Genomic DNA, 26,168 nt, shown 5'->3' on the forward strand with positions numbered 1-26,168 from the left:
GACGTCGGAACCCGGTCCACCGGGCGGGGCCGGGTCCCTGCGCCGGGGCCCTGACACCGGGCGCTCCCGCCGGTAGCGTCCCCGCCGTGACGGCTCCTCGGGGGCTCCGCTCCCTGACCGGCCTCCGGCCGGGTGACCACGTCTGCTGGACCTTCACCGACGACGCCGACCTCGCAGGGGCGGTCGTGCCCTACCTCGACGAGGGCCGCCGGCGCGGGGAGCAGCTGCTGCTGGTGGGGGCGTCCCGGCCGGCCCTGCTCGACGTCCTCGCCGGCCTGCCGCAGCGCGACGACCTCCTCGCCGACGGCCGGCTCGACGTGCACACCACCGCGGACGCCTACGCGGCCGGAGGCGGCCTGGTGCCCGAGGAGCAGGCCGAGCGCTACCGCGCCGCGGTGCAGGCCGCGCTCGACGGCGGGCGCACCGGCCTGCGCGTGGCCGCCGACGTGACCGGCCTGCTGCGCTGCGGGCCCCCGGGCCGCCGTCTGCTGCACGCCTACGAGCGGCTCGCCGACGAGCTCATGGGGGCGGTCCCCATGACCGCGGCCTGCCTCTACGACGCGTCACTGGGCGCGGAGGTCATCGCGCCGGTCGCCGTCCTCCACCCGGTGCAGCACATGGGGGACCGCGAGCCGCTGGCCCACCTGTCCGGCCGGGGCCCGCAGCCGGCCCTGCGCGGCGAGGTCGACCTCACCGAGGCCGCCGCCGTGCGGACCGCCCTCGTCGACACCGTCCTCGGCACGGCCGGCCCCGTCCCCGGGGAGCTGGTGCTCGACCTCTCCGACCTGGGGTTCCTCGACGTGGCCGGCGCACGGGCGCTCTCCGGTGCGCGGGACGAGCTGGCCGGGCGGGGCACGGCCCTCCGGCTGACCGGGACCGGCCGGCACCTGCGCCGCTGCCTGGACCTGTTCGACCTCCTCGAGGAGGAGCGGTGACGGCCCTGCTGCGTCCCACCGGCGGCTGGGACGGGACCTCCCTCGCGCACGAGGGGTTCGTGTTCTCCGACGACACCCAGCTCGTCGAGCGGGTGGTGCCCTTCGTCCTCGAGGGCTTCCGCCGGGAGGAGCCGGTGCTCGTCGTGGCCGGCCGGCGGGTCCGCTCCCTCCTCGCCGCCCACCTGGGCGCCGACCTGGGCCGGCTGGCGACCTTCGCCGCCGCCGAGACCTGGTGGCGCGGTGGCCACGGCACGCTGCTGGCCTACGCCCGCGACCTGCGCGAGCTGCGGGCCGGCGCGCCGAGCTGGCGGCTGGCCGCCGAGCCGGTGTGGCTCACCCGCGATGACGGGCGGGAGTGGAGCCGCTTCGAGGCGGTCGCCAACCTCTGCTTCGACGCCATGCCGTACTACAGCCTCTGCCTGCACGACGCCCGGCGCGTGCCCGGCGACGTGCTGACGACCGTGGCGCGGTCCCACCCGCTCACCTGGGACGGCACCGCGCCCGCGCCGCAGCCGGCGTACGAGGACCCCGTGCGCCTGCTCCGCGCGCTGCAGCGCCCCTGGACCGCCCGTCCCGCCGGCGCCGCCGTCACCACGGTGACCGCGCCGGTGCAGGCGCGCCGCGCGCTGAGCGTCACGCTGCCCGCCGACCGCCGCGCCCGGCTCGGCGACGTCGTCGCGGCCGCCCACGAGCTGGTGGTCAACGCGCTGCGCGTGGCGCCGTTCGCCACGCTGGCGACGTGGCCCGACGGGGACGCCTTCGTCGTCGAGGTGTCCGACGCCGGGCCCGGCCTGCCCGACGAGACGCTCGGCTACGTGCCGCCCGACCCGCTCGAGGGCAAGGGGATGTGGCTGGCGTGGAGCCTGGCCGACGACGCCGCCGTCCGCACCGGCCCGTGCGGCACCGCGGTCCGGCTGTTCTTCGGTCCCTGACCCCGGGGCCTCAGACGTCGCGGCGGGAGAAGGACAGCGCCGCCAGCCCGCCGATGAGCAGCAGCCAGACCACCACCCAGGCCAGGTAGGCCGGGCTCAGCGGGGCGATGGAGAGGAACGGCGAGCCCTCGAAGCCGAAGGCGGCCGGGGCGGTGGCGTCCTGGAAGGCGTGCATGGCACCCCGCCAGAGCCCGTCGGTGGGCAGCAGCATCCGCGAGACCTCACCGACCCGGGCGACGCCGTCGTTGCCGATGACCTCCCCGACGCTGCCCACGACCCCGGCCACCCAGGTGGCGCCGAACAGGCCGACGGCGACGATGCCCGAGGCCATGGGGGAGATCGCGGTGGCCAGCAGCAGCGCGAGCGTCATCAGCACCGTGGTCTGCGCGGCGAGCAGCAGCAGCCCGGTGACCGGGTCGGGCGGCCAGTAGTCCACGGCCCACCGGACCACGAGGAACTGCGCGAACCCGGCGACGGCGACGTAGCCGGTGCCGAAGGCGACCAGGCCGAGCCACTTGCCCGCCAGCACGGTGGCGCGGCGCACCGGCCGGGCCAGCACCGCCAGCGCCTGGCCGGACTCGACCTCCCCGGACAGCGTCGGGCCGGCGAGGAACGCGGTGCCCAGCGCGGCGATGAGGCTGTAGCCGAACATCACCAGGTTGAGCAGCTGGGAGGCGAACAGCCGGGCCTCGCCGCTGGTCAGCGCGCCGAACTCGGGGTCGACCGTCGCGAGCCGGGAGAAGCCCCAGGCCGACAGGGCCAGCAGCGCCACGGTCAGCGCCCCGAGGGCCCGCAGCACCTTGCGGCGGGCGGCCTCGCGCAGCGTCAGCGCGGCGAAGGTCAGGACCGTCACGATGCCTCCTCGCCGGCGCTCGTCGGCATGGCGACGGGCGGTGCTGCGCTGACGCGTGACCTCGCGAGCTCGGTCACGTGCGCTCCTCCCGCAGGATGCCCAGCAGCCGCTCCTCGAGGCTGATCCGCACCGGCTCGACCGCGTGCACCCGCACCCCGAGGCCGACCAGGTCGGCGACCAGGCCGGGCACCGTGGTCCCGTCGTCGTCGGCGGGCAGGGCGACGGTGAGGTCCTCGCCGGTGCGGGTGGTGGCGCCGGTCGCGGCCAGCCGCGCCTCGGCGGCCGGGGTGAGCCCGGTCAGGCGCAGCCGCAGCTCCCGCCGGCCGAGCAGCTCGGCGAGCGTGCCCGCCGCGGCCACCCGCCCGCGGTCGAGGATCACCACCCGGTCGCACACCCGCTCCACCTCGCCGATGAGGTGGGAGTTGAGCAGCACCGCGACGCCGTCGTCCTTGAGGGACAGCACGATGTCGCGCACGTCGACCCGGCCGAGCGGGTCCAGCGCGCTGGTCGGCTCGTCGAGCACGACGAGCTCCGGGCGGGCGACCAGCGCCACCGCGAGCCCCAGCCGCTGCTGCATGCCCTTGGAGAAGCCGCCCACCCGGTCACCGGCCCGCTCGGCGAGCCCGACCCGGGCCAGCACCTCCCGCCGGCCCTCCCGCGGCACCGGCGCGCCGGCCAGCCGCACGTGCAGCGCCAGCACCTCCGCCGCGGTCAGCCACGGCTGGTAGCGGAACAGCTCGGGCAGGTACCCGACCCGCTCGCGGGCCCGCGGGTCGCGCCCGGGCCGGCCCAGGAGCAGCACCTCGCCGGCGTCGGGCCGGACCAGGCCGAGCAGCATCTTGATGACGCTGGTCTTGCCCGCGCCGTTGGGGCCGAGCAGGCCGACGACCTCGCCGCGGCCGACGGTGAACGAGACGCCGTCGACCGCCGTGCGCCGGCCGTACCGCTTGCGCAGTCCCGAGCACCACACCGCCGGGGACGGCGGCAGCTGCTCGAGCAGCTGCCGCACGTCCCCGGCGGCGGCGGGGGAGCCGGTGGTCAGCCGAGGTCCCCGGCGACGGCGAGGACCTCGTCCTCGCTCAGCGAGCCGGCGACCGCGGTGACCAGGCCGTCCTCGACCCAGACGACGCCGGTGAGGGTGCCGTCGCGGCTGGCCAGCACGGTGGCCGGGGCGCCGTCGACCTCGGCGGTCGACGAGGTGGCCAGCTCGGCGGGCACCGGCAGCGGCAGCGTGCCGCCGTCGCCGTCGAAGGTCCGCAGCTGCGCGGCGAGGTCGTCGGGGAAGCCGGGCAGGGACAACAGGTAGTCGCGGGCCTCGGCGAACGGCACGCCGGAGGAGAACGCGGTGGGCGCGGTGACCCGGCCGACGACCAGCGCCGGCACCCCGCGGGCCTCCGACCACACCGCGGCCACCCCGGGGCCGGCCTCCAGCCGGAACGTGGCGCCGTCGAGCCCGGCCGGCGGGGGCGGCAGCGTCTCGCCGGCCGCGGCGGCGGCCTGCGCGGCCCGGTCGGCGGAGAAGGTGAACTCGGCGACCGCCTGCCCGCCGACGGTGTAGCGCGGCTCGCCGGTCACCCCGGCGGGCAGCACCCCGACCTCCGGGGCCTCCAGCCCGGTGGCCTCCTCCGCGGCGTCCGCGTCGGGGACCTCCCGGACGTCGGGGTCGGAGACGACGACGAGGTCGCCGTAGGCGGACAGGTCGGGCAGGGCGACGAGGTCGGTGCTGCTCACCTCGACGGCGGCGACCTCCTCGGTGCGGAACACGTCCAGCCAGTCGGCGGCGGCGGCCGCCCCGGCGCCGCCGAGGACGACGACCACGCCGAACGCGGCGACGACGGGACTGCGCAGCGCGGTGCGCCACCGGCCGGACCGGGCCGGGGCGGGCGCGGGCGCGCGGCCGCGGGCCTCGGCGTCGACCGCGGCCGAGAGCCGCCGCCACGCCGCGTCGACGTCGGGCGCGGCCGGCGTGGCACCGGCGGTCATGGCGTCGGCGGCGGTCAGGGCGTCGGCGCGGACGTCGGCCAGGCCGCGCAGGCAGACCGCGCAGCCGGCGACGTGCGCGCGGTCGGCGTCGGTGACGCCGGCGGGCTCGTCGAGCAGGCGGCGCAGCGTGCCGTCGGCGGGATGACGGTCGGCGGACAGGCGCTCAGGCAACAGGGGCACTGCGGGTCAACTCCTCGCGAAGGGCGGACTCGGCGCGCCGCACGGTGGTGCCGACGCTGCCGGGGGAGAGGTCGAGGGCGGCGGCCACGTCGGCGTAGGACAGGCCGCTGTGGCGCAGGACGAGGGCGACGGCCTGCCGGCGGGGCAGCCGGGCCAGCGCGGCCCGCACGCGGCTGCGCTCCTCGCGGAGCAGGACGTCGTCGGCCACGTCGGGGACGGGCCGGTGGCCGTCGGAGGCGGCCTCCTCCCGGGCCGCGCGGCGGCGGCCCGAGCGGAGGTGGTTGAGCGCGGTGTGGGCGGCGGCGACGGCGAGCCAGCCCGGGGCCTCGGCGGCGGGCACCGCGGAGCGGGCGAAGGAGAGGAACACCTCCTGCGCGACGTCCTCGGCCTCGTCCCGCGAGCCGAGCACCCGCGCAGCGACGGCGACCACGGCGGGGTAGCCGGCGCGGAACACCTGCTCGAGGTCGGCCCGGACGGCGCCCGGCTCGCCTGCCACGGCACCGTCCCTCCGACCCGGGCGCCCGCGGGCGGTCCCGCGCGCCACGGCGGTCCCGAGCGCGGTCACCGGCGCCTGCCTCACGACGTCCACATCCCTACAGCACCGCCGGCCCCGCGGATGTGACATCCACCCGTCCGGGCGGGAGGCTCGGCCCGGGGTCCGCAGGTCAGGAGGCCGACATGAGCAACCACGTCTACCGGCTCAGCGAGATCGTGGGCAGCAGCCCGGTCGGCGTCGACGACGCCATCCGCACCGGCATCGCCAAGGCGGCGCAGACGGTGCGCCACATCGAGTGGTTCGAGGTCCAGGAGGTCCGCGGTCAGGTGGTCGACGGCGAGGTGGCCCACGTCCAGGTGGCCATGAAGATCGGCTTCCGCGTCGAGGACTGAGCGGCGCCCTCACCCGGCGTCGAACAGCACCACCTCGTCGGGCTGCGCGGAGAAGGGGTTGGCCCACCGCGAGGCGGTGCCGGTGATCGGCTGGGCGTCGGTGACGACGACGTGCGGGGTGCCCGGGTAGACGGCGAGCACCCGCGCGGGGTCGGTCAGCGTCTCGGTGTGCTCGACGAGCTCGCCGCGCCGCAGGAACGACGTGGTCCGGTGCCCGCGCAGCTCCTCGCCGACCTCGGCCACCCACCGGGCGCCGTCCTGCTCGAAGCCGATCGACCGGACCCGCCCGCCGGGCGGCGCGGGCTCGCAGCCGGCGAACTCGGCGAGTGCCTCGTAGAGCCGCTCGGCCTGGTCGTCGTCGGTGGCGCGGGGGAGGAAGAATGCGGGCACGCCGCCGATCCTGCCCGCCGGCACCGACGGTCCCGGCCGGCCGGGGTCGCGCTCAGCCGGCCTCCTGCTCGCCGGCCAGGTCGGCGTGTGCCGTCCGCAGCTCGCGCTTGAGGATCTTGCCGCTGGCGTTCTTGGGCAGCGCGTCGGCGACCACGACGTGCCGTGGCGTCTTGAACCCGGCCAGCCGCTCCCGGCAGAAGGCGACCAGCTCCGCGGGCTCGGCCCGCTGCCCCTCCCGGGGGACCACCACGGCGGCCACGGCCTCGATCCACCGCGGGTGCGGGATGCCGAAGACGGCGACCTCGGCGACCGCCGGGTGCTGGTAGAGCACCTCCTCGACCTCGCGGCTGGCCACGTTCTCCCCGCCGGTCTTGATGACGTCCTTCTTGCGGTCGACGATCGTGATGTAGCCGTCGGCGTCCATGACGCCGAGGTCGCCGCTGTGGAACCAGCCGTCGCGGAAGGCCTCGGCGGTCTTGTCCGGGTCGTTCCAGTAGCCGGCGGTCGCGTGCGGGCTGCGGTGCACGATCTCGCCCTCGACGCCGGGGCCCACCGGGCGGCCGAGGTCGTCGACCAGCCGCGTCTCGCTGTTGATCACCGCGGTACCGGCCGACCCGGGCCGGCGCAGCTGGTCCTCCGGGGACAGGACCAGGGCCAGCGCGGACATCTCGGTCTGCCCGTAGAAGTTGAACAGCGCCATGCCCGGCAGCCGCCGGCGCAGCTCCTCGACCACGGCCACCGGCATGATCGACGCGCCGTAGTAGCCCTTGGCCAGCGAGGACAGGTCGCGCTCGTCGAGGTCGGGGTGCCGCAGCAGGCCGATCCACACCGTCGGCGGGCAGAACAGGCTGGTGATCCGCTCCCGCTCGATCGTCTCCAGGACGGTCGCGGGGTCGGGGCCGTCGAGCACCACGTTGCTGCCGCCCAGGTAGAGGTTCGGGTTGAGGAAGCAGTGCTGTGCGGCGACGTGGAACAGCGGCAGCGCGTGCAGCGCGACGTCGTCGGCGGAGTACCGGCCGTCGACGATGCAGCTGACGTACTGGGTGACCAGGCTGCGGCTGGTCATCACCACGCCCTTGGGCCGCGACTCGGTGCCGCTGGTGTACATCAGCTGCAGGACGTCGTCGTCGGCGACCGGCACCTGCGGGGGAGTGGCGTCCTCGTGCGCCGCCCACGTCTCGAAGGGCTCCCAGCCCTCGGGCAGCGGCCCGCCGCCGCTGCCCAGGACGCCGCGGACGCGGACCTCCGGGGTCCGCCCGGCCTGCTCGATCGCCGCCTGCGCCACCGGCAGCAGCGCGTGCTCCGCGACGACGCCCACGGCTCCGGAGTGGCCGAGGATGTAGCCGACCTCGCCGGCCTGCAGCATGAAGTTCACCGGGACGGCGACGGCGCCCAGGCGGGCGAGGGCGAACACCAGCACGACGTAGCCGTCGTCGTTGTGGGAGAGCAGCGCGATCCGGTCGCCCCGGCCGACGCCGCGCGCGGCGAGGGCGTTGGCGGTGCGGTCGACGACGGTGTCGAGCTCGGCGTAGGTGTAGGAGCGGTCGCGGAAGCGCAGCGCGGGCTTGGCGGGGGTGCGGGCGGCGGAGCGGTGCAGCAGGTCGCCGAGGGCGTGCCGGCGGGCCTGGGCGATGGTGTCGGTCAGCGTCTGGTCGAACACGGGGGCTCCTCTGCCGGCGTCGGTCCCGGGGAGCCGGGTGTAGCAGCCGCGGACACCTCGCGTCGAGGCACCGGCGGTGCTGGCACGGCCGCGGACCCCGGACAATGTCGGCAGGACCCGCAGACCCACCCCCGGTCGTGTGGCCGGGGCACACGACCTGCCCCCCGGAATCAGGACGGCGCGGACTCGTATCACCGAGTGGTCACAGTCGTGCGGTTCCAGCGCGACCGGCCTTGACCTTCGCCCTATCGTTCCGCCGCATGTGGGCGACATCACCCCGGGTTGCGCCGTGCTGAGCATCGACTCGCTGCGCGTCACCTACGGCGGCGCGGTCGAGGCCGTCCGCGGCGTGTCGATGGAGGTCCCCGACGGCTCGGTCGTCGCGGTCCTCGGGAGCAACGGTGCGGGCAAGAGCACCCTGCTGCGGACCATCTCCGGGACGCTGCGGCTGCACCGCGGCCGCGTCGACGAGGGGACCGTCCGCTTCGAGGACACCGACCTCACCCGCCGCGACGCCGGCCAGATCGTGCGGCGGGGCGTGGTCCAGGTCCCCGAGGGACGGCGGATCTTCGGGCGGCTGACCGTCGAGGAGAACCTGCGCGCCGGCGGCATGGGCAACCGCGACCGCGCCGCCAAGGCCTCGGCCGTGGCCCGGGTGCACGACCTGTTCCCCGTGCTGCGGGAGCGGGCCGGGCAGCGCGCCGGCCTGCTCTCCGGCGGCGAGCAGCAGATGCTGGCCATCGGCCGCGCCCTGATGGCCAGCCCGAAGCTGCTGCTGCTCGACGAGCCCTCCCTCGGCCTGGCCCCGCGCGTCATCGGCCAGATCGGTGAGGTCATCGCCGAGATCAACCGGCAGGGGACGTCGGTGCTGCTGGTGGAGCAGAACGCGACCATGGCCCTCGGCGTCGCCGACCGCGCCTACGTGCTCGACGTCGGGGAGGTCTCGCTGTCCGGCGACGCCCGCGAGCTGGCGGCCACCGACGAGGTGCAGCGGCTCTACCTGGGCCACACCGGCGAGGCCGAGTCCGGGCAGCGCGTCGAGCGCGCCCCCCTGCGGACCCTGTCGCGGTGGACGACGTGAGCGCCGCACCGGTGACCACGCGGGACGACGTCCCGCCGGTCGAGGTCGACGGCGTCAGCGTCGCCTTCGGCGCGATCAAGGCGCTCAACGACGTCTCCTTCACCGTCGTCCCGGGGTCCATCCACGCCGTCATCGGGCCCAACGGCGCAGGCAAGTCGACGCTGTTCAACGTCCTGTCCGGCGTGTACCGGGCCACCGCGGGGGAGGTCCGGTTCGGCGACGCGCGGCTGAGCGCCATGCGGCCGTTCCAGATCGCCGGCGTCGGCGTGGCCCGCGCGTTCCAGAACATCGCGCTGTCGGGTGCGCAGACCGTCGCCGAGAACCTCATGCTCGGCCGCCACCACCTGACCAGGGCGGGGTTCCTCTCCTCCGGCCTGCGGCTGCCGCGGGCCACCCGCGAGGGCCGGGTGCACGGCGAGCGGATCCGCGAGATCGCCGAGTTCCTCGACCTCGGCGCCAAGCTGCACACCCCCGTGGGCGTGCTCTCCTACGGCGACCAGAAGCGGGTGGAGGTGGCCCGGGCGCTGTGCATCGAGCCGCGGCTGCTGCTGCTCGACGAGCCGGTCGCCGGGATGAACGCCCAGGAGACCGACCGCATGGCCGACGCCATCCGCGAGATCCGCTCGGCGCTCGGCATCTCGGTCATCCTCGTCGAGCACGACATGGGCATGGTCATGTCCCTGGCCGACCGGGTGACCGTCCTGGACTTCGGCCGCCGGATCGCCGACGGCACGCCGGCGGAGGTCCAGGCCGACCCCGAGGTCATCCGCGCCTACCTCGGCTCGGGCTCCGAGGTCGACCCCGCGGAGGCCGCCGCCGGGCACGTCGCCGCGGCCCAGCCCACCACGGCCCGGCCCACGCCGACCCGCACCTCCACGACCCACCCCACCCAGTCCACCGACGCCCCGGGGAGCCGGCCGTGAACCAGTTCCTGTCCCTGCTGCTCAACGGCATCTCGCTGGGCGCGATCTACGCGCTCATCGCCCTGGGCTTCGTGATCATCTTCAAGGCCAGCGAGGTCGTGAGCTTCACCCACGGCTCGCTGCTCCTGCTGGCCGCCTACACGATGGCCCGGCTCGCCGACCCGATCGGCTTCCTGCCCGCGGTGCTGGTCGGGATCCTCGTCACCGCGGTGGCGGCGTTCCTCATCGAGCGGCTGGTCATCAACCGGCTGCGCGGCGCCCCGGTGATCAGCCTGGCGATCGTCACCATCGGCGTCGACATCATCCTGCTCACCGAGCTGATCCGGCGGATCGGCCCGGACATCCTCAACGTCCCGCACCCGTGGGGCGGGGACTCCGTGCGCATCGGCGGCGTCGGCATCAGCGAGAACCGGCTGATCGCGATGGGCGTCGCCGGGGTCCTGATCATCGCCTTCTTCGTCGCCTTCAAGTACTCCAGCTGGGGCGTGGCCATGCGCGCCTCGGCCGAGGACGGCGAGGCGGCGGCGCTCATGGGCATCCGGCAGGGCCGGGTCTCGGCGCTGGCCTGGATCGTGGCCGGCGTGCTGGCCGCGGTGGCCGCGCTGTTCCTCGTCGGCGCCCCGACCCCGGGCGTGAGCGCCGCGGCCTACACCGTCGCGCTGCGCGCCTTCCCGGCGGCGATCCTCGGGGGCCTGGACTCCACCGGCGGCGCCCTGGTGGGCGGGCTGCTCATCGGCATCACCGAGGCGATGGCGGCCGGCTACCAGGAGCAGCTGTCCTTCCTCGGCCGCGGGTTCGGCGAGGTCGCCCCCTACGTCGTCATGATCATCGTGCTGCTGGTCCGCCCCTCCGGGCTGTTCGGGACCAAGGAGCTGACACGTGTCTGACACCCTCTCCGCCCCGGCCGGCGCCACCCGCAGGACGACGGCGGCCGACGCGTCCCGCGCCGGCCGGTCGCCGATGCGGTTCCTCAAGCCGCTGCTGCTGGTGGCCTTCCTCGTCGTCCTGCTGGTCCTCCCGCTCTACGTCGGGGAGTTCTGGCTGCGCACCGGCTTCGCCGTCGCCGGGGCGATCGTGGGCGCCATCGGGCTGAACCTGCTGGTCGGCACCACCGGGCAGCTGTCGCTGGCGCACGCGTTCTTCCTCGCCGTCGGCGCGGTCAGCTACACCTACATCTCGGGGGAGTCCGGCGGGCTGGGCACCCGGGCCTCGCTGCGCGGGCTGGAGCTGCCGCCGATCGTCGGCATGGTCGTCGGCGTCCTGCTCGCCGGCGTCGCCGGGCTGCTGTTCAGCCCGATCGCGGCGCGGCTGCGCGGCATCTACCTCGGCGTCGCCTCGCTCGGGCTGGTGTTCATCGGCGTCCACGTCCTCAACACGTGGACCCCGGTCACCGGCGGGTTCAACGGCCGCTCGGTGCCGGAGTTCTCGCTGTTCGGGTTCACCTTCGGCAACAGCGACCCGCAGCTGTTCGTCCTCGGCGTGCCCTTCCGGGAGGCCGAGCGCCTCTGGTACCTGGGCATCGTCCTGGCCCTGGCTGCCTACGTCTTCGCCCGCAACCTGCTGCGCAGCCGGCCGGGCCGGGCGCTGCAGACCCTGCGCGACAGCGAGGTCGCCGCCTCGGTCATGGGCGTGAACGTGCAGGCCTACAAGGCGCGGGTGTTCCTCGTCAGCTCGATGTACGCGGGCCTCTCGGGCGTCATGTACGCGCTGTCGATCGGCAGCATCGCGCCGGAGTCCTTCGGTCTGACCGTCTCGATCCTCTACCTGGCGATGATCGTGCTCGGCGGGCTGGGCTCGGTGGCCGGCGCGGCGCTGGGCGCGGCCTTCGTGACCGCGCTGCCGCTGGTGTTCCAGCAGTTCGCCGACGTCCTGCCGCTGGTCAGCGCGCCGGGCGAGGGCGGGATCTCCGCCGGCATCGCCGCCCGCTACCTGTTCGGCCTGGCGATCGTCCTGGTCATCCTCTTCGAGCCCGGCGGCCTGGTCGGGTTCGCCAACCGCTTCCGCCACCGGGGTCGCAGACCCGGCCGCGGATCACCGGGCGCCTCCCCGCGCTCGTCCGGCGGCCCCTCCCCGGGCGCCGGCCCCGGCACCACCGTCCCGTCCGATCCACCAGCGCAAGGGAGCAGCACCAGATGAGAGCAGGTAAGCGTCTGCGGGGGGCCACCGTCCTGGCCGCCGTCGCCGTGGTCGCGGTCAGCGGCTGCAGCACCCGGGCCGAGGACAGCGGCGGCGGCGGTGGTGGCGGCGGTGGTGGTGGCGGCGAGGACGTCGCCACCGACATCGGCGTCGACGGCACCACCATCCGGCTCGGCGTGCTCACCGACCTGACCGGCACCTTCGCCGCGCTCGGCCAGGACATCACCAACGGCAACACGCTGTACTGGCAGGACAACCAGGTCTGCGAGACCTACGACGTCGAGCTCGACGTCCAGGACACCGGCTACGTGCCGCAGACGGGCGTGCAGCTCTACAGCTCCATGGAGCCCAACGTCCTGGCGATGCAGCAGACGATCGGCTCGCCGATCAACACCGCGCTGGCGCCGGAGTTCGAGTCCGACGTCATGACCAACTTCTCGTCGGCCTGGGCGCGGACGCTCACCGAGATCCCCGGCACCGGCGTGCTGGGGGCCACCTACGACGTCGAGATCGCCAACGGCTACCAGTACCTGTTCGACCAGGGCCTGCTGCAGGACGGCGCCACCGTCGGCCACATCTACTTCGAGGGCGAGTACGGCGAGAACGGCCTGGCCGGCAGCGAGGCCGTCGCGGAGGCGCGCGGGCTGACCGTCATCCCGGCGCAGATCAAGTCCACCGACCAGGACATGTCCGCGCAGGTCACCCAGTTCGCCGCCGAGGGGGTCGACGCCATCGTGCTGACCGTCGGCCCGGCGGCGACCGCCTCGGTCGCCGCGGTGGCCCAGGCCCAGGGCCTCGACGTCCCGATCCTGGGCAGCAACCCGGTGTTCGCGCCGGGCCTGCTGCAGGGTCCCTCGGCGCAGTGGCTCAAGGACCACCTGTACGTCGCCTCGCCGGTCACGTCGTGGGACGCCCAGCCCGAGCTGCTCGAGCAGTACCAGTCGGCCTTCCCGAACACCACGCCGAGCCTCGGCGCGATCTTCGGCTACGCGATGGGCGACGTGATGAACCAGGTGCTCGACGCGGCCTGCGAGAACGGTGATCTCACCCGTGAAGGCGTCCGCGCTGCCTTCGACGAGCTCCAGGAGGTCGACACCGGGGGCCTGATCGTGCCGATCGAGGGCTTCGAGACCGGGGTGTCGCCGAGCACGCAGAGCATCATCCTGCGGCCGGCCGACGTCCCCGGCGGCGCCGAGGTCATCCAGGAGGCCTTCGAGGGCGAGCTGGCCGGCGAGCTCGCCGGCTGATCGAAGGACCCCTCCGCCCCCCACCGCTCGCACGCTCGCGGCGGGACCCTGCGGAGGGGCCACACCCTCGGCTCACGGTCTGGCGCCCCCTCTCTGCGGAGAGGGGGCGCCGTCGTGTGTCAGGACAGGACCGGCAGCTCCAGCCGGGAGGGGTGCGCGGCGTCGTGGTGGACCTCGAACCGGCACGGCCGCCCGACGGTCGCGGTGGCGAAGGGCTCGGCGGTGCCGAGGTTGCGGGCGAACCGGGGGAAGGCGCCGCCGGCGACGTGCACCCGCAGCCGGTGCCCGGCCCGGAAGCGGTAGGCGGTGGGGAACAGCTCCACGTCGACGGCCAGCACGCCGTCGGTGCCGACGGTGACGTCGTCGGCCGGGACGCTGCGCGGGTCCAGCCGGCGGATGCCGTCGACGACGTTGTGCGACACCCCGCCGGGGTCGACGTCGCACAGCCGCACGACGACGTCGGCGTGCTCGAGGTCGGGGCGTACGTGCACGCGGGCGCGCACGTGCCCGACGACGTCGACGTCGCGGTCGAGCACCGGCCCGGTGAAGACCAGCACGTCGTCGCGGGCCTCCACCGGGCGGTTGTCGGCCTGCTTGCCCGGCCGCTCGAGCAGCGGGCCTCCGATGGTGGGCGTGGGGTCGGCCGGGTCGTGGGTGAACTCGCTGGGCGCGGCGTTCCCGGGCTCGGGGTCCCGGGTGAGGCCGCCGCCGGCCCGCAGGTGGTGCTGCACCGGACGGCTGCCCGGCGGCGGCCACGACTCCGACTCCAGCCACCGGCCGGCCTGCTGCAGGTACAGCCGCACCGGCGCGCCGCCGGGCGCCGGCCCGCCGCGCAGGTGGTGGTCGAGCCAGGCGACGTCGGTGCGCAGGATCGCCCGCAGCTCGGCGGGCTCGCCGTGGATCCAGGGGCCGACGACGATCCGGGCCGGGACGCCGGCGGCGCGCAGCCGTGCGAGGTCGGCGAGCTGGGCGGCGGCGAACAGGTCCCACCAGCCGGTGACCATGCTGACCGGCGGCATGCGGCTGAGGTCGGCGTCGTCGTGGTCGGCGGTGTCCCAGAACGGGTCCCCCGGTGCGGCGTGCGCGGTGAAGTCCCGCCAGAAGGGCACCGGCGCCCCGGTGGCGGCGGTGTCGGCGGCCTGCAGCGGCAGCCGCCGCAGCGCCCGCTCGACCCGGGTCCGCAGGAGGGGCCGCAGCAGCGGAGCGGGCACCCCGCCGGCCTCCTGGCGGCCGATCGCCACCGACCACCGCAGGGCGTTCTCCACCCCGGGGGCGCCGTGGTCGTAGAAGGCCGACGTGATCCGCGCCCCGGTGACGTGCGGGGAGACCGCCACCAGCGGCGGGTCGGCGTAGGGCGCCACCGCCCACTGGGTGTGGCCGAAGTAGCTGCCGCCGGTCATCGCCACCCGGCCGTCGCACCACGGCTGCGCGCGCACCCAGGCGAGGGTGGCCAGGCCGTCCTCGTGCTCGGTGGTGAACGGCCGGAAGTGCCCGCCCGAGCCGAAGGTGCCGCGGGTGGACTGCACGAACGCCTGGAACCCGCGCCGGGCGTAGGGCGCGGCGAAGGCGTGCGCGAACAGCCCGGCCCGGCCGTAGGGGAGGCGGACCAGCACCACCGGCAGCGGACCGGTGGCGGCGGCCGGGCGGTAGTGGTCGCCCAGCAGCGACACCCCGTCGGGCATCGGGACGGCGACGTCCCGCTCCACCGTGTACGGCGTCGCGCGCAGGGGCAGGCCCAGCAGCGCGTCCGCGAGCACCCCGCCCAGCCTGGCCCGCGCACCCATCCCCGCTCCTCCCGTCGTCGGCACCCGCACTCTGCCCGACGCCGCGCGGGCCGGCCGCTCAGCGCATCGGGCGCGGCGGGGGGACGGGCTCCTCGAGCCAGTTCCAGCTGTGGTGGCTGTAGAGGGTCTTGTTGCCGTGCGAGTCGTAGACGACGAGGTGACCGGTCGCGGTGAAGCTGAACCGGGCGGCGTCGTCGAAGTGCAGCACCTCGCCGTCGGTCCGGTGGAGGTCGAAGGCCATGCCGGAGCGTGGCACGCCCGCCCCCGCGCGGCAGGTCCGGACCGGCGGCGATGAGAACGGCGGGCCGGGGGAGTCCACCCTGCGACCCCACCACCCCCGGAGGCAGCCATGACCACCACCGCCCGCGAGATCCGCACCCAGCTCCTCGACGTCCCCGGCGCGCAGCTCACCTACGACGTCCGTCCCGCCGCCCCCGGCAGCCCCGAGGCGCCCGTGCTCCTGCTGGTCGGCTTCCCGATGGGCGCCTCCGGCTTCGGCACGCTGGCCGGGTACTTCCCCGACCGCACGGTCGTCACCTACGACCCCCGCGGCGTCGAGCGCAGCCGGCGCACCGACGGCGCGGCGCACAGCACACCCGAGGAGCACGCCGACGACCTCGCCCGCGTCCTCGAGGCGGTCGGCGGCGGACCGGCCGACGTCTTCGCCACCAGCGGCGGGGCGGTCAACGCCCTCGAGCTCGTCGTCCGCCGGCCGGAGCTGGTCCGCACCCTGGTGGCGCACGAGCCGCCGGTGCTGGCGGTGCTGCCCGACCGCGACGAGGCCTCCGCGGCGACCCGGGCGGTGGCCGAGGCCTACCAGCGGGACGGGTTCGGCGTGGGGATGGCCGGCTTCATCCGGCTGGTCGCCCACCGCGGCCCGGTGCCGGCCGACCTGGGACCGGTCCCCGACCCCGCGACCTTCGGCCTGCCCGCCGGGGACGACGGCTCGCGCGACGACGTGCTGCTGGCGCAGAACCTGATCACCTGCACCCACCACGAGCACGACGTCGACGCGCTGCGGGCCGCGCCCACCCGGGTGCTGGTGGCCGTCGGGGCCGCCGGTGACGGGGAGCTCGCCCAGCGCGCCGGGGAGGCGATGGCCCGGCGGCTGGGGACGGCGCCGGTGGTCTTCCCCGGCGGCCACGACGGCTTCCTCGGCGGCGAGTACGGCCAGACCGGCGAGCCCGAGGCCTTCGCCGCGACGCTGCGCCGGGTGCTCGACGACGCGTCCTGAGCCGGCGCCGTCACCCGCGGGCCCGGTGCGGGTCACTCGGCCGCGGACGGCGGCGCCGTGTCGGGGCCCTCGGCGAGCAGCAGGTACAGCGACCGCCGGGCCTGGGCGATCACCTCGGCAGCGGCGGTGAGCTGGGCCTCGGTGCCGGTGCGGGCGATCTGCCGGACCGCGCCGTGCAGCTGGTCGAGCAGCGCGCGCAGGTCGGCCGCGGCCGCGCCGTCAGGCGCGCCGGCGAACGGGTCGGTCCCGGCGCCGCGCAGGTCCTCGACGGCGCTGCGGCCGGCCTCGGTGAGGGTGGCGAGCTTGCGGCCGCCCTCGGCGGTCACGGTGACCAGGCCCTCGTCCTCGAGCTGGGCGAGGGTCGGGTAGATGGCGCCGGGGCTGGGCGTCCAGCGCCCGCCGCTGCGCTCGGCGATGGCGTGTATGAGCTGGTAGCCGTGCATCGGCTCCTCGGCCAGCAGCAGCAGGACGGCGGCGCGGACGTCACCGCGGGGAGCCCGTCCGCGGCCCCAGCCGCGGCGGCGGTGGCCGCCACCCGGTCCCGGCCCGAAGCCGAAGCCGGGACCGAAGCCCGGGCCGGGACCGAACCCGGGACCGAACGCGGGACCGGGACCGAAGCCCGCGCCGGCGCCGGGGCCGCTCCCGGGCCAGCCGGGCCCCCCGGGGCCGGGACCGAAGCCGTGCGGGCGGTGGTGGTGGTGGTGGTGGCGGGGGCGCCACCCCTCGAAGCGTGGATCGCGGTTCACGACGTCCTCCTGACGTATCGGATGACGCTAACGATATATCGCGATGTGTCGTCAGGCCAGTGGTCGAAGGAGGCATCCGCGAGGGCCTGCACCGCGGCCTCGCCCAGCGCGTCCACCTCGGCGGCCAGCCGGCGCAGCGGCACCGGCTCCCGGCTGCGCAGCAGGGCGGCGAGGCGCTCGGCGACCAGACCGATCCGGTCGGCGGCGGGGACCCCGGGTGCAACGGCGGGCGGCGGGTCGAGCGACCACGGCTCGGCGATCTCGGCGCTCAGCTCCGGCAGCCGGCGCAGCAGCGCCGCGCACCCGGCGGCCAGCCGCCACCAGATCCCGGTCCGCAGGGCCGCCGTCGCGTGCGTGCCGGCGGTGGCCCAGCGCAGCAGCCGCACGACCTCGCCCCAGACGAGGTCGGAGACCACGTCCTCGACCGCCCGGCCGCCCGGGCAGCGGCGCGCCAGCACCAGCGCGCGGGTGGAGTCGGGGTCGAAGAGCCAGCGGTCGGGCTCGCCGTGGGGAGGCCGGTCCATGTCCGCACGGTGGCCGCCGCGCCTGCCGCCGGCCTGGGTGCTCCCTGCGGGGATGCTGGGCGTCGCACCTCCCGAGGGACCCGGGACCGGCCCGGTGGCCCGCGCCCGGCGGCTCAGCCCACGGCGGCGCGGACCGCGGCGGCGGCGGTGTCGAGGGCGCTCCGGGCCTCGGCCCACGACGTCGCGGCCGGGAAGTCGCCGAGCAGGACCACCGCCTGACCACCGGGCAGCACCCCGGCCGAGTGCAGCTGCCGGCCGCCGTCCACGCAGCACATCCAGCCCTGCTTGGCCGCCACGGTCCCGGCCGGTCCGCCGGCCAGGAGGCCGAAGGCCTGGTCGAACCCGTCGGCGGCGGTGGGGGCGGTGGCGCGCATCCAGCCGAGCAGGGTGGCGGCCGGGCCGCTGCCCAGCCACCCGCTGAGCCGGGACAGCAGGGTGGCGACGTCGGCCGCGCTGGTGGTCGCCTCGCCCCACTGGCCGGCGGTCACCGGGGGAGCGGTGGCGGTCAGGCCGGCCTCGGCCGCCGTCTGTGTGACCAGCGCGGCGCCCTCCCACCGGTCCCACAGCACGCTGGTCGCGGGGTCGTCCGAGCGCACGATCGCGCGCTCCATGAGCTCCCGGTCGCGGTCGGTGAGCGCGACCGCCCCGGTGGCCTCCAGCTCCAGCAGCCGGCCGACGAGGAACAGCTTGACCAGCGAGGCGGTGTAGACGGCGTCGCCGGCGGCCGGGGAGGAGACCAGCGGCGTCCCGTCGGCGGCCACGACCACCAGGTCGATGGAGCCGCCCGCCTCCGCCGCCGCGGCGCCCACGGCGGCGAGCACCCCGGCGGCGTCGACCGGTGGCGCGGTCACGGCCGGCGGAGGGGCGGGTCCGGGCGCGGTGCCGACGGCGGACTCCGCGCGGGCCACCTGCGGGACCGTCGGCTCGGCGGCTGCCACGGACACCGGGTCGCCGGCCATCCCGTCCCGGACCCCTGCCGAGCCGACCGCCAGCACGACCGCCAGCACCAGGGGCAGCGCGGCGGCGACCGGGTGCGCCCGGAGGCCGCCGCGTGAGCGCCCGGGCGGCGGGCTGACGCTGGTCACACCCGCAGCGTGCACCGTGCGGGCGGCACGTGGGTGAACTCGGTGTTTCCGCGCTGCGGCAGCGTGCGGCCGCGGGACCGTCCTGCCGGGATGGCACCGGGCCCAGGGGCCGGGGCGCAGCGTGGACGCCTGTCCGAGGAGGGGGTGCGCGGTGAGCCGAGTCGAAGCGAGGCCTCGGCCGACCGGATCGAGGCCGCCCGCGCCGCCGCTCTCGCCAACGCCCGCCTGACCAACCAGATCGGGCTGTGGACCCAGTGGGTCGTCGCCCACGGCTCCGGGGAGGAGGAGCTGGCGGACTTCCTCGTCGCCCGGTTCCCCGAGCCGCTGGCGACCGCCTACCGGGACTGGGTGGCGGCGGCGGGACCGCCGCGGACGCCCCGGGCTCACCGTTCGAGATGTCCTCCTACGTCCTGCCGGAGCGCCGGGCCCGCCACGGAGCTCGACGCGCAGGCGTCGGAGCGCTTCGAGGCCGCCCTCACCGACGACCAGCGCGGCGACGACTACACCGTCCTCACGGTGCTGTTCGCCGCCGTCCTCTTCTTCGCGGCCATGTCGGCGCGGGTGCGCGCGCCCCGCTCGCAGTGGCTGCTGCTCGGGACCGGCGTGGTGATGGCCCTCGTCGGGGTCGTGCTCCTCGCCGTCTTCCCGAAGCTGCTCTGACCGGCGGGGCACGCTCGGCCGGCGGGTCCGACCACCGGGCCTACGACGTCCCGACGGGCACGTCGAGCTGCACCTGTCCGGCGTTCTCGAAGGCGAAGGTGACCGACACGGTGTCCGACGTGGCGATGTCGGCCGTCACGTCGTCGAGCTGCATCCGCACCTGCCCCTGCGTCGCGTCGACCGAGCCGTCGGCGGGCAGGTCGATGCCGTCGGGGCTGCTGTCACCCTGCTCGTCGAGCAGCACGACCGACCCGGCCGAGGGGGTGCTGACGGAGACCAGCCGGTCGTCGGTGTCCGCGTCGTTGGTCAGGGCGCCACGCAGGCCGACCGAGTCACCCGCCGCGATGGTCGCGTCGGCGTCGAGGAAGACGTCGTCGAGGGCGACCTGCCCGACCGAGCCGTCGACGCCCGGCGTGTCCGGCACCTCCTGGGTCGTCTCCGCGTCCTGCCCGGTGCTGCACGCGGTCACGAGGAGGGCGCGAGCCGCCGCCGTCGTCGTGGCCAGGAGCGATGTGCGTGCTCCGGTCCGCTGTTCCATCGGGTCCTCCCGGCGCCGGCCCCGACGGTGGACGGGCCGGCTCTCGTGTCGTGGCGGGCTCACCGGCGGGGTGACCGATCGGCCCGCGGCCGGCCGGCGTCGGCACCGTCCCCGGCGGGGGACGCGGTCGCGCCCCGGTCGATCGGGCCGGCCTGCCGGTCCAGGCCCAGCGTCCCCTGGGCGGCGGTCCGCCCACTACGTCCTCCGCCGGGACCCCGCAGGACGACGGCGATGCCCACGGCGACCAGCGCGCCGCAGGCGGGTCCGAGCAGGTAGGCCCACCACGCCGTCCAGTCCCCGAGGACGAGGGCCGGACCCAGGGACCGGGCCGGGTTCATCGAGGCGCCGCTCACCGGCGAGCCCCACAGCCCGGCCAGCGCGATGTAGCTGCCGACGCCGACCGCGGCGATCGGCCCCAGGTTCTGTGCCCCCGAGGACACGCCGAGGACCGTGCTGACCAGCCCCACGGTGAGGACGACCTCCCACAGCATCGCCGTGGTGGCCGAGATCCCCGGGCCGGGGAGGGTGAGCCCGGCGCTGCCCTGCCGGCCGAGGAGGGCCCACAGCAGCAGGGTCGCGAGGACCGCGCCGAGCACCTGCGCCACGACGTAGGCGGGCACCCGGCGGAACGGGAAGTCCCCGCGCAGCGCGAACGCGATGCTGACTCCCGGGTTCAGGTGGGCCCCGGACACCGTGCCCATGGACAGGATGACGGCCGTGACCATGAGCGCCGGGGCGACGACGAGGGCGCCGTAGGGCACCGCCGAGCCGCCGAAGCGCGCGTCGACCATCCCGCCGCCGACGGCGACGAGCACGAGGAGGAAGGTCCCGAACAGCTCGGCGAACAGCCGCCGGCCCTCGTGGCGGCGGTCCCAGAAGTCGAACTCGTCGATCATCGAGTCGGGCGTGCCCAGGGAGCGCAGCAGTCGACGTTCCGCGGGTGCGGTTCCCCCGGTCATGACCACCTCCCGGCCGTCGGGCCCGGCGACGACCGTGGCCGCGTCGCCGTCCGCGGTCGCCACCCCGTCGGGATGAGTTCCTCCTCCGCCCGCGGCGGCCACCCCGCCCCCGGCGGGATCGGTGTCCCGGGCCCTTGCCCCGGTGCGGGGGTGGGGAGCAGGCTCGGCGTGACGGCAGGGCCACACCGCTGGGAGGTCGCCGTGGAGGCACGCGTCGGGGACCGGATCGTCGTCCGGTCCACGCACCAGGGAGAGCCGGACCGCACCGGCCGGGTGCTGGAGGTCCGGGGCGAGCACGGGGCGCCGCCCTACGTCGTCCAGTGGGATTCCGACGGGCACACCGGGGTGTTCATCCCCGCGGGGACCTGCTCGGTCGTGCCGGAGCCGGCGGCCGGCTGAGCGCCCGGCCCGCCGGGGCCGGGGTCCACAGTCGCGGCACGGGCGGTTGACAGCAAGGTCACAGGAACGGGCCCGATGCTCGCAGCCGACGGCCGGATCGACCGGCCGCCCGAGCGAGGAGTGTGCCCGTGCGGAAGAAGATCGTGATCGCCACCGCAGCCGGTGCCCTGGCCGTCGGCGGCCTGGCCTTCGCCGTCCCGGCCGTCGCCGACGACGACACGGCCACCCCCGACACGACCACCGACTCCGCCACCCCGGTCGAGGACCGCATCCGCGACGCCCTCTCCGGCCTCGTCGACGACGGGTCGCTCACCCAGGAGCAGGCCGACGAGGTCGCCACCACCCTGGACGACGCCGGGGCCTGGCACGGCGGCTGGGGTGGCTGGCACGACGGCTGGCACGACGGCTGGGGCGACGGGTCCTCGGTGGTCGCCGAGACCCTCGGCCTGTCCGAGGAGGAGCTGCGCACCGCCCTGGAGGCCGAGGGCGCCACCCTCGCCTCGGTGGCCGAGGCCCAGGGCGTCGCCGTCGAGGACCTCGTCACCGCGATCGTCGGGGAGGCGGAGGAGCGCATCGCCGCCGCCGTCGAGGAGGGCCGCCTCACCCAGGAGCAGGCCGACGAGTGGCGGGCCGACCTGGAGGCGCGGGTCACCGAGTTCGTGCAGTCCGCCGAGGCGGCCGGTCCCTGGTGGGGCGGCCGCGGCGGCTGGTGGTGGGACGCCGACGGCGACTGACGGAGCGACTCTCTGCCCGGCTCCGCCGACGGGCTCGCCGCGGGTCGCTGCGGCGGGCCCGGTCCCGCGCGCCGAGAGCGGCCACGTGCGGGAGCGGCCCGGTAGCGTCCGCCGCCGATCCGGCCGGTGCGTCCCGCGCCGCCGGGGACAGGAGGAGGCAGCCGTGCCGACCGCGACGATGCCCGTGCCGGGCCCCGTGCCCGACTCCGTGCCGGGCCCCGTGTCCGGAGAGGACGGCGGGCGCGGCCTGGTCGTCGTCGGCGGGCTGCCCGGCAGCGGCAAGACGACGATGGTCCGGCGGCTGCTGGGCGACGGGGTCCCCGGCGTGACGTCGGTGGACTCCGAGCAGGTCGCCGCCCGCTGGCGCACCGGCTCCCGCGTGCCCTACCGCGTCGTGCGCCCGCTGGTGCACCTGCAGCACCGGCTGCGGGTGCTGCACGCGCTCGCCGGCCCGGCACCGGTGGTCGTGCTCGCCGATCCGTGGACCAGCCGCTGGTGGCGCCCGGTCGTGCTGGCGACCGCGCGGGGGGCGGGGCGATGGGTGCGGCTGGTGCTGCTCGACGCCTCGCCGGAGGAGGCCGCCGACGGCCAGCGGATCCGCGGCCGCCGCATCCCCGAGGGCCGGATGCGGCGGCACGGGCTGCGCTGGGCCCGGCTGATGCAGGCCGCCGCGGCGGGCCCCGACGTCGTCGTCGTCGACCGCCCGCGGGCCGCCCGGCTCACCCTCCCCGAGCTGCTGGGACGCCCGGCGGCCTGAGCGGGCCGGTCAGCCCCAGCGCCCGCTCCAGCAGTCGGAAGCGGTAGGCGGCGGTCAGCAGCTCGGACGTTGGTCCGCAGGATGCGCCCGTAGCTGCGCGACGACGCGCTGACCGCGACGTTGCCCTCGCCCCGGCGACGGCGCTCCCGGGCCTCGGCCGCTGACAGCCCGGGCGGGCCGGGTGCCGCCCGGGGTGGTGCTCTGCACCCGTCGAGCCTGAGACCGGGGCCCGGGCGGGGCACGGCGCGGCACCCGGCCCCCAGCCGACTCCCGACCGGCATCCAGGCGACGTGCAGGTCCGCCGCGCACGGTGGGCGCATGAGCTCGCGCGCCCGGCGGTGGTCCCTGCGCACCCGGCTGCTGTGCGCCTTCCTCGTGCCGCTCGCCGTCGTGCTCGCCGTCGTGGGCACCGCGGCCGCCACCGCCGTCCGCGGGGAGCTGCTCGGGCAGGTGGACGACCGGCTCGCGGCCGCGGTCGCCCGCTCGGAGCAGGCCGACGAGGGTCCCGCCTGGCCCGGTGGCTGGCCCGGCTGGGACGGCTGGGCCGACGAGGGCCCGGACTTCCTGGTGGTGCCCGGGCAGGGCGACGGCACGCTGGGCGCCCGGGTCGAGGACGGCACCGTCACCGAGGCCGCCGTCATCGGCCGGGAGGGCGACGGGGAGGCGCTGACCGCCGCCGAGGCGGCCGACCTCGCCCGCCTGGACGCCGACGGCGAGCCGCGGACGGTCGACCTCGGCGGGCTGGGCTCCTACCGCGTGGTCGCGACCGCGGCCGGCGACGGCGAGGTGCTGGTCACCGGCCTGCCGCTGGACTCGGTGCGGGCGGCCCTGCTGCGGCTGGTCGTCGTCGAGGTCGCCGTCGGGCTGCTCGGGCTGCTGGCCGCCGGGCTCGTCGGCTCGGCGGTGATCGGGCGGACGCTGCGCCCGCTGCACCGGGTGGCGGCCACCGCGGGCCGGGTCGCGGAGCTGCCGCTGTCGAGCGGGGAGGTGCGGCTGGCCGACCGGGTGCCGGCCGCCGACACCGACCCGCGCACCGAGGTCGGCCGGGTCGGTGCCGCGCTCAACCGGCTGCTGGACTCGGTGGAGTCGGGCATCGCCGCCCGCCAGGCGTCGGAGACCCGGCTGCGCCGCTTCGTCGCCGACGCCAGCCACGAGCTGCGCACCCCGGTCACCTCCATCCGCGGCTACACCGAGCTGGTCCGCCGCCGCGGGGGGCTGCCCGAGGAGGCCGACGCCTCGCTGCGCCGGGTCGAGGCCGAGGCGGTGCGCATGTCCGGGCTGGTCGACGACCTGCTGCTGCTCGCCCGCCTCGACGCCGGGCGCGAGCTCGACGGCGGCGACGTCGACCTGACCGGGCTGGTCCTCGACGTCGTCAGCGACGCGCACGCCGCCGGCCCCGCGCACCGCTGGCGGGTCGACCTGCCCCCGGCCGCGGTGCTGGTGCGCGGCGACGCGGCCCGGCTGCACCAGGTGCTGGCCAACCTGCTGGCCAACGTCCGCACCCACACCCCGCCCGGCACGACGGCGACCACCCGGCTGCGCGCCGAGGACGGGCAGGCGGTCCTCGAGGTGGTCGACGACGGCCCTGGCATCCCCGCGGACCTGCAGGGCGGGGTGTTCGAGCGGTTCGCCCGCGGGGACTCCTCGCGGTCGCGGGCCAACGGCAGCACCGGCCTGGGCCTGGCGATCGTGGCAGCCGTCGTCGCGGGGCACGGGGGCACGGTCGCCGTCGACAGCGTGCCGGGCCGGACGGTCTTCACCGTGCGGCTGCCCGGAGCCACCGTCGCCGAGCCCGACGCCGACGAGGAGGCCGCGGCCCTCCTCGCGTGAGGAGGCGGCCGGTCTGCCGGTCGGTGATCAGGTGACCTGATCGTGGGGGGGGGGGGGGCTCCCGCGCCGCGGGGGGGGGGGGCGGGCGGCCGGGGGGGTGCTGGGGGGGTGCGGCGGGCGGGGGGGGGGGGTGGTGGGGGGGGGGGGGGGGGGGGGGGGGGGCGGGGGGGCGGGCCGCGCCCGGCGGCGGCGGCCGCGGGGGGGGGGGGGGGGGGGGCCTCTCCTCGTCCACGCCGGTCCGGGAGTGTGGCGCTACAGCGGGATGTTGCCGTGCGCGCCGCGGCCGGCCGGCGCGGCGACCAGGGCCTGCACCAGCCGGGCGCGGGTCTGCGAGGGCTCGACCACCTCGTCGACGACACCGATCTGCAGCGCCCGGGCCACCCCGCCGGCGATCCGCTCGTGCTCCTCGGCCAGCCGGGCGTGCAGGGCCTCCCGCTCCCCGGGCGGCACCGCGGCCAGCTTCTTGCGGTGCAGGATCCCGACGGCGGCCCGGGCGCCCATCACCGCCACCTCCGCCCCCGGCCAGGCGAACACGGCGGTGGCGCCCAGCGAGCGGGCGTTCATCGCGATGTAGGCGCCTCCGTAGGCCTTGCGGGTCACCAGGGTCACCCGCGGCACCACCGCCTCGGCGAAGGCGTGCAGCAGCTTGGCGCCGCGCCGCACGACGCCGTCCCACTCCTGGCCGACGCCGGGCAGGTAGCCGGGGACGTCGACGAGCACCACGAGCGGCACGCCGAACGCGTCGCACATCCGCACGAACCGGGCCGCCTTCTCCGCCGATGCGGAGTCCAGGCAGCCGCCCAGCCGCAGCGGGTTGTTCGCCACGACCCCGACGGTGCGCCCGGCCAGCCGGCCCAGCGTGGTGACGACGTTGGGCGCCCACCGCGGGTGCAGCTCCAGTCCCGGCCCGTCGAGGACCGCGGCCACCAGCGGCCGGACGTCGTAGGCGCGGTTGGCCCGCTCGGGCAGCAGGGCGCGCAGGTCGGCGCCGGGCCGGGAGGCGACCGGGCCGAAGGAGCCCTGGGCGGCCAGCAGCCCGACCGCCTGGCGGGCGGTGGCCAGCGCCGCCGCCTCGGAGTCGGTGACCACGTGGACGACGCCGCTGCGCCGGCCGTGGGTGTCGGGTCCGCCGAGGCTCTCCATGTCGACGTCCTCGCCGGTGACCGAGCGGACGACGTCGGGACCGGTGACGAACACGCGCCCGGCCGGGCCCATGATCACCAGGTCGGTGAGCGCCGGGCCGTACGCGGCGCCACCGGCGGCGGGGCCGAGGACGACCGAGACCTGCGGGATGCGCCCCGAGGCGCGCACCATCGCGGCGAACACCTCGCCCACGGCGTGCAGCGCGGTGACGCCCTCGGCGAGCCGGGCGCCGCCGGAGTGCCAGACGCCCACCACCGGCACCCGCTCCCGCAGCGCGGTGTCGATCGCGTCCACGACGTGCCGGCAGCCGTCGGCCCCCATCGCCCCGCCCATGACGGTGGCGTCGGTGCAGAAGGCGACGACCGGCGCGCCGTCGACGGTGCCGCGGGCGGCCAGCACGCCCGAGGTGTCGCGGGGGGTCAGCAGGGCCGCGGATCCGTCGTCGAGCAGGCGCAGCAGCCGGTCCTCGGGGTCGCGCGGGTCGGGGCTGGGCAGCGTCGGGACGGCGTGGACGGTGGTCACCAGGGGTCTCCAGAGGCCGGCCCGGGGCCGGTGGTTGGGACCGGC

Annotated in this window: 28 protein-coding genes; 14 read left to right on the forward strand and 14 right to left on the reverse strand. The window is 76.7% G+C overall.

Annotated elements, in window-relative coordinates; all coding sequences use genetic code 11:
- Window positions 1–86 precede the first annotated feature (86 nt).
- Both ACI79O_RS09440 and ACI79O_RS09445 read left to right on the forward strand, forming a co-directional pair.
- Complete coding sequence (locus ACI79O_RS09440) at window positions 87–935, forward strand: MEDS domain-containing protein (RefSeq protein WP_456913972.1); 849 nt, start codon at window positions 87–89, stop codon at window positions 933–935.
- The gene (locus tag ACI79O_RS09445) at window positions 932–1,867 is read left to right on the forward strand and encodes an anti-sigma factor RsbA family regulatory protein (protein ID WP_456887467.1); all 936 of its coding nucleotides are present in this window, start codon (window positions 932–934) and stop codon (window positions 1,865–1,867) included. The genes ACI79O_RS09440 and ACI79O_RS09445 overlap by 4 nt, the downstream gene beginning before the upstream one ends.
- Before the next feature lie 10 nt (window positions 1,868–1,877).
- Here ACI79O_RS09445 and ACI79O_RS09450 read toward each other — a convergent pair whose 3' ends face one another.
- The 4 genes from ACI79O_RS09450 to ACI79O_RS09465 all read right to left on the reverse strand — a co-directional run bounded on the left by ACI79O_RS09450 (window position 1,878) and on the right by ACI79O_RS09465 (window position 5,379).
- On the reverse strand, window positions 1,878–2,720 hold the full coding sequence (locus ACI79O_RS09450) for an ABC transporter permease (protein WP_456887466.1): 843 nt from the start codon (window positions 2,718–2,720) through the stop codon (window positions 1,878–1,880).
- A gap of 73 nt (window positions 2,721–2,793) precedes the next feature.
- Entirely contained in the window at window positions 2,794–3,729 is a 936-nt protein-coding gene (locus tag ACI79O_RS09455) for an ABC transporter ATP-binding protein (RefSeq protein WP_456887465.1), read from the reverse strand.
- A gap of 29 nt (window positions 3,730–3,758) precedes the next feature.
- Window positions 3,759–4,883 (reverse strand): hypothetical protein, encoded by a 1,125-nt coding sequence (locus ACI79O_RS09460; RefSeq protein WP_456887464.1) that lies wholly within the window; start codon window positions 4,881–4,883, stop codon window positions 3,759–3,761.
- Window positions 4,867–5,379 carry a sigma-70 family RNA polymerase sigma factor gene (locus ACI79O_RS09465; protein ID WP_456913973.1) on the reverse strand — a complete coding sequence of 171 codons (513 nt, stop codon included), beginning with the start codon at window positions 5,377–5,379 and terminating at the stop codon, window positions 4,867–4,869. Before ACI79O_RS09465 ends, ACI79O_RS09460 begins: the two co-directional genes overlap by 17 nt.
- 182 nt (window positions 5,380–5,561) lie before the next feature.
- On the opposite strand from ACI79O_RS09465, the gene ACI79O_RS09470 reads away from it, so the two are divergent.
- Window positions 5,562–5,771, forward strand: coding sequence for a dodecin (locus tag ACI79O_RS09470; protein WP_456877286.1), 210 nt, complete (start codon window positions 5,562–5,564; stop codon window positions 5,769–5,771).
- 9 nt (window positions 5,772–5,780) lie between these two features.
- Here the strand turns inward: ACI79O_RS09470 and ACI79O_RS09475 are convergent, their stop codons facing one another.
- Together ACI79O_RS09475 and ACI79O_RS09480 are read right to left on the reverse strand one after the other, a co-directional pair.
- On the reverse strand, window positions 5,781–6,161 hold the full coding sequence (locus ACI79O_RS09475; RefSeq protein WP_456887463.1) for a hypothetical protein: 381 nt from the start codon (window positions 6,159–6,161) through the stop codon (window positions 5,781–5,783).
- 52 nt (window positions 6,162–6,213) lie between these two features.
- Complete coding sequence (locus ACI79O_RS09480; RefSeq protein WP_456887462.1) at window positions 6,214–7,821, reverse strand: acyl-CoA synthetase; 1,608 nt, start codon at window positions 7,819–7,821, stop codon at window positions 6,214–6,216.
- Between the two features lie 262 nt (window positions 7,822–8,083).
- On the opposite strand from ACI79O_RS09480, the gene ACI79O_RS09485 reads away from it, so the two are divergent.
- From ACI79O_RS09485 to ACI79O_RS09505, 5 genes are read left to right on the forward strand one after another with little or no spacing between them, the layout of a single operon-like run.
- Window positions 8,084–8,902: an ABC transporter ATP-binding protein gene (locus ACI79O_RS09485; protein WP_456913974.1), complete on the forward strand. Its 819-nt coding sequence runs from the start codon at window positions 8,084–8,086 to the stop codon at window positions 8,900–8,902.
- Window positions 8,890–9,825, forward strand: a complete 936-nt coding sequence (locus ACI79O_RS09490) for an ABC transporter ATP-binding protein (protein WP_456887460.1) — start codon at window positions 8,890–8,892, stop codon at window positions 9,823–9,825. The genes ACI79O_RS09485 and ACI79O_RS09490 overlap by 13 nt, the downstream gene beginning before the upstream one ends.
- On the forward strand, window positions 9,822–10,712 hold the full coding sequence (locus ACI79O_RS09495) for a branched-chain amino acid ABC transporter permease (protein WP_456887459.1): 891 nt from the start codon (window positions 9,822–9,824) through the stop codon (window positions 10,710–10,712). The genes ACI79O_RS09490 and ACI79O_RS09495 overlap by 4 nt, the downstream gene beginning before the upstream one ends.
- Complete coding sequence (locus ACI79O_RS09500; RefSeq protein ID WP_456887458.1) at window positions 10,705–11,961, forward strand: branched-chain amino acid ABC transporter permease; 1,257 nt, start codon at window positions 10,705–10,707, stop codon at window positions 11,959–11,961. The genes ACI79O_RS09495 and ACI79O_RS09500 overlap by 8 nt, the downstream gene beginning before the upstream one ends.
- Window positions 11,958–13,208 (forward strand): ABC transporter substrate-binding protein, encoded by a 1,251-nt coding sequence (locus ACI79O_RS09505; protein WP_456887457.1) that lies wholly within the window; start codon window positions 11,958–11,960, stop codon window positions 13,206–13,208. Before ACI79O_RS09500 ends, ACI79O_RS09505 begins: the two co-directional genes overlap by 4 nt.
- A gap of 119 nt (window positions 13,209–13,327) precedes the next feature.
- On the opposite strand, the gene ACI79O_RS09510 is transcribed toward ACI79O_RS09505, so the two are convergent.
- Window positions 13,328–14,992: a CocE/NonD family hydrolase gene (locus ACI79O_RS09510; RefSeq protein WP_456913975.1), complete on the reverse strand. Its 1,665-nt coding sequence runs from the start codon at window positions 14,990–14,992 to the stop codon at window positions 13,328–13,330.
- A 58-nt stretch (window positions 14,993–15,050) separates the two neighbouring features.
- Window positions 15,051–15,233: a hypothetical protein gene (locus ACI79O_RS09515; RefSeq protein WP_456877277.1), complete on the reverse strand. Its 183-nt coding sequence runs from the start codon at window positions 15,231–15,233 to the stop codon at window positions 15,051–15,053.
- Window positions 15,234–15,341: 108 nt separating this feature from the next.
- Between ACI79O_RS09515 and ACI79O_RS09520 the strand changes: the two genes are divergently transcribed.
- Entirely contained in the window at window positions 15,342–16,226 is an 885-nt protein-coding gene (locus ACI79O_RS09520) for an alpha/beta fold hydrolase (RefSeq protein ID WP_456887455.1), read from the forward strand.
- A gap of 32 nt (window positions 16,227–16,258) precedes the next feature.
- On the opposite strand, the gene ACI79O_RS09525 is transcribed toward ACI79O_RS09520, so the two are convergent.
- From ACI79O_RS09525 to ACI79O_RS09535, 3 genes are all read right to left on the reverse strand, one after another.
- Complete coding sequence (locus ACI79O_RS09525; protein ID WP_456913976.1) at window positions 16,259–16,972, reverse strand: PadR family transcriptional regulator; 714 nt, start codon at window positions 16,970–16,972, stop codon at window positions 16,259–16,261.
- Window positions 16,969–17,496 (reverse strand): hypothetical protein, encoded by a 528-nt coding sequence (locus ACI79O_RS09530; RefSeq protein WP_456913977.1) that lies wholly within the window; start codon window positions 17,494–17,496, stop codon window positions 16,969–16,971. Before ACI79O_RS09530 ends, ACI79O_RS09525 begins: the two co-directional genes overlap by 4 nt.
- 113 nt (window positions 17,497–17,609) lie before the next feature.
- On the reverse strand, window positions 17,610–18,581 hold the full coding sequence (locus ACI79O_RS09535) for a serine hydrolase (RefSeq protein WP_456887452.1): 972 nt from the start codon (window positions 18,579–18,581) through the stop codon (window positions 17,610–17,612).
- Between the two features lie 144 nt (window positions 18,582–18,725).
- On the opposite strand from ACI79O_RS09535, the gene ACI79O_RS09540 reads away from it, so the two are divergent.
- Window positions 18,726–19,241, forward strand: a complete 516-nt coding sequence (locus ACI79O_RS09540; protein WP_456913978.1) for a hypothetical protein — start codon at window positions 18,726–18,728, stop codon at window positions 19,239–19,241.
- A gap of 40 nt (window positions 19,242–19,281) precedes the next feature.
- Here the strand turns inward: ACI79O_RS09540 and ACI79O_RS09545 are convergent, their stop codons facing one another.
- Both ACI79O_RS09545 and ACI79O_RS09550 read right to left on the reverse strand, forming a co-directional pair.
- Complete coding sequence (locus ACI79O_RS09545) at window positions 19,282–19,779, reverse strand: copper chaperone PCu(A)C (RefSeq protein WP_456913979.1); 498 nt, start codon at window positions 19,777–19,779, stop codon at window positions 19,282–19,284.
- Window positions 19,780–19,838: 59 nt separating this feature from the next.
- Window positions 19,839–20,801, reverse strand: coding sequence for an MIP/aquaporin family protein (locus tag ACI79O_RS09550; RefSeq protein WP_456913980.1), 963 nt, complete (start codon window positions 20,799–20,801; stop codon window positions 19,839–19,841).
- Between the two features lie 138 nt (window positions 20,802–20,939).
- Between ACI79O_RS09550 and ACI79O_RS09555 the strand changes: the two genes are divergently transcribed.
- The 4 genes from ACI79O_RS09555 to ACI79O_RS09570 all read left to right on the forward strand — a co-directional run bounded on the left by ACI79O_RS09555 (window position 20,940) and on the right by ACI79O_RS09570 (window position 24,458).
- Window positions 20,940–21,137 (forward strand): DUF1918 domain-containing protein, encoded by a 198-nt coding sequence (locus ACI79O_RS09555; RefSeq protein WP_456877269.1) that lies wholly within the window; start codon window positions 20,940–20,942, stop codon window positions 21,135–21,137.
- A gap of 128 nt (window positions 21,138–21,265) precedes the next feature.
- Window positions 21,266–21,871 carry a hypothetical protein gene (locus tag ACI79O_RS09560; RefSeq protein WP_456913981.1) on the forward strand — a complete coding sequence of 202 codons (606 nt, stop codon included), beginning with the start codon at window positions 21,266–21,268 and terminating at the stop codon, window positions 21,869–21,871.
- A gap of 163 nt (window positions 21,872–22,034) precedes the next feature.
- On the forward strand, window positions 22,035–22,628 hold the full coding sequence (locus tag ACI79O_RS09565) for an AAA family ATPase (protein WP_456887447.1): 594 nt from the start codon (window positions 22,035–22,037) through the stop codon (window positions 22,626–22,628).
- A gap of 318 nt (window positions 22,629–22,946) precedes the next feature.
- On the forward strand, window positions 22,947–24,458 hold the full coding sequence (locus tag ACI79O_RS09570) for a sensor histidine kinase (RefSeq protein WP_456887446.1): 1,512 nt from the start codon (window positions 22,947–22,949) through the stop codon (window positions 24,456–24,458).
- Window positions 24,459–24,710: 252 nt separating this feature from the next.
- Here the strand turns inward: ACI79O_RS09570 and ACI79O_RS09575 are convergent, their stop codons facing one another.
- Entirely contained in the window at window positions 24,711–26,123 is a 1,413-nt protein-coding gene (locus tag ACI79O_RS09575) for an acyl-CoA carboxylase subunit beta (protein ID WP_456913982.1), read from the reverse strand.
- Window positions 26,124–26,168: the final 45 nt, after the last annotated feature.

Source organism: Geodermatophilus sp. SYSU D00696 (assembly GCF_054050235.1).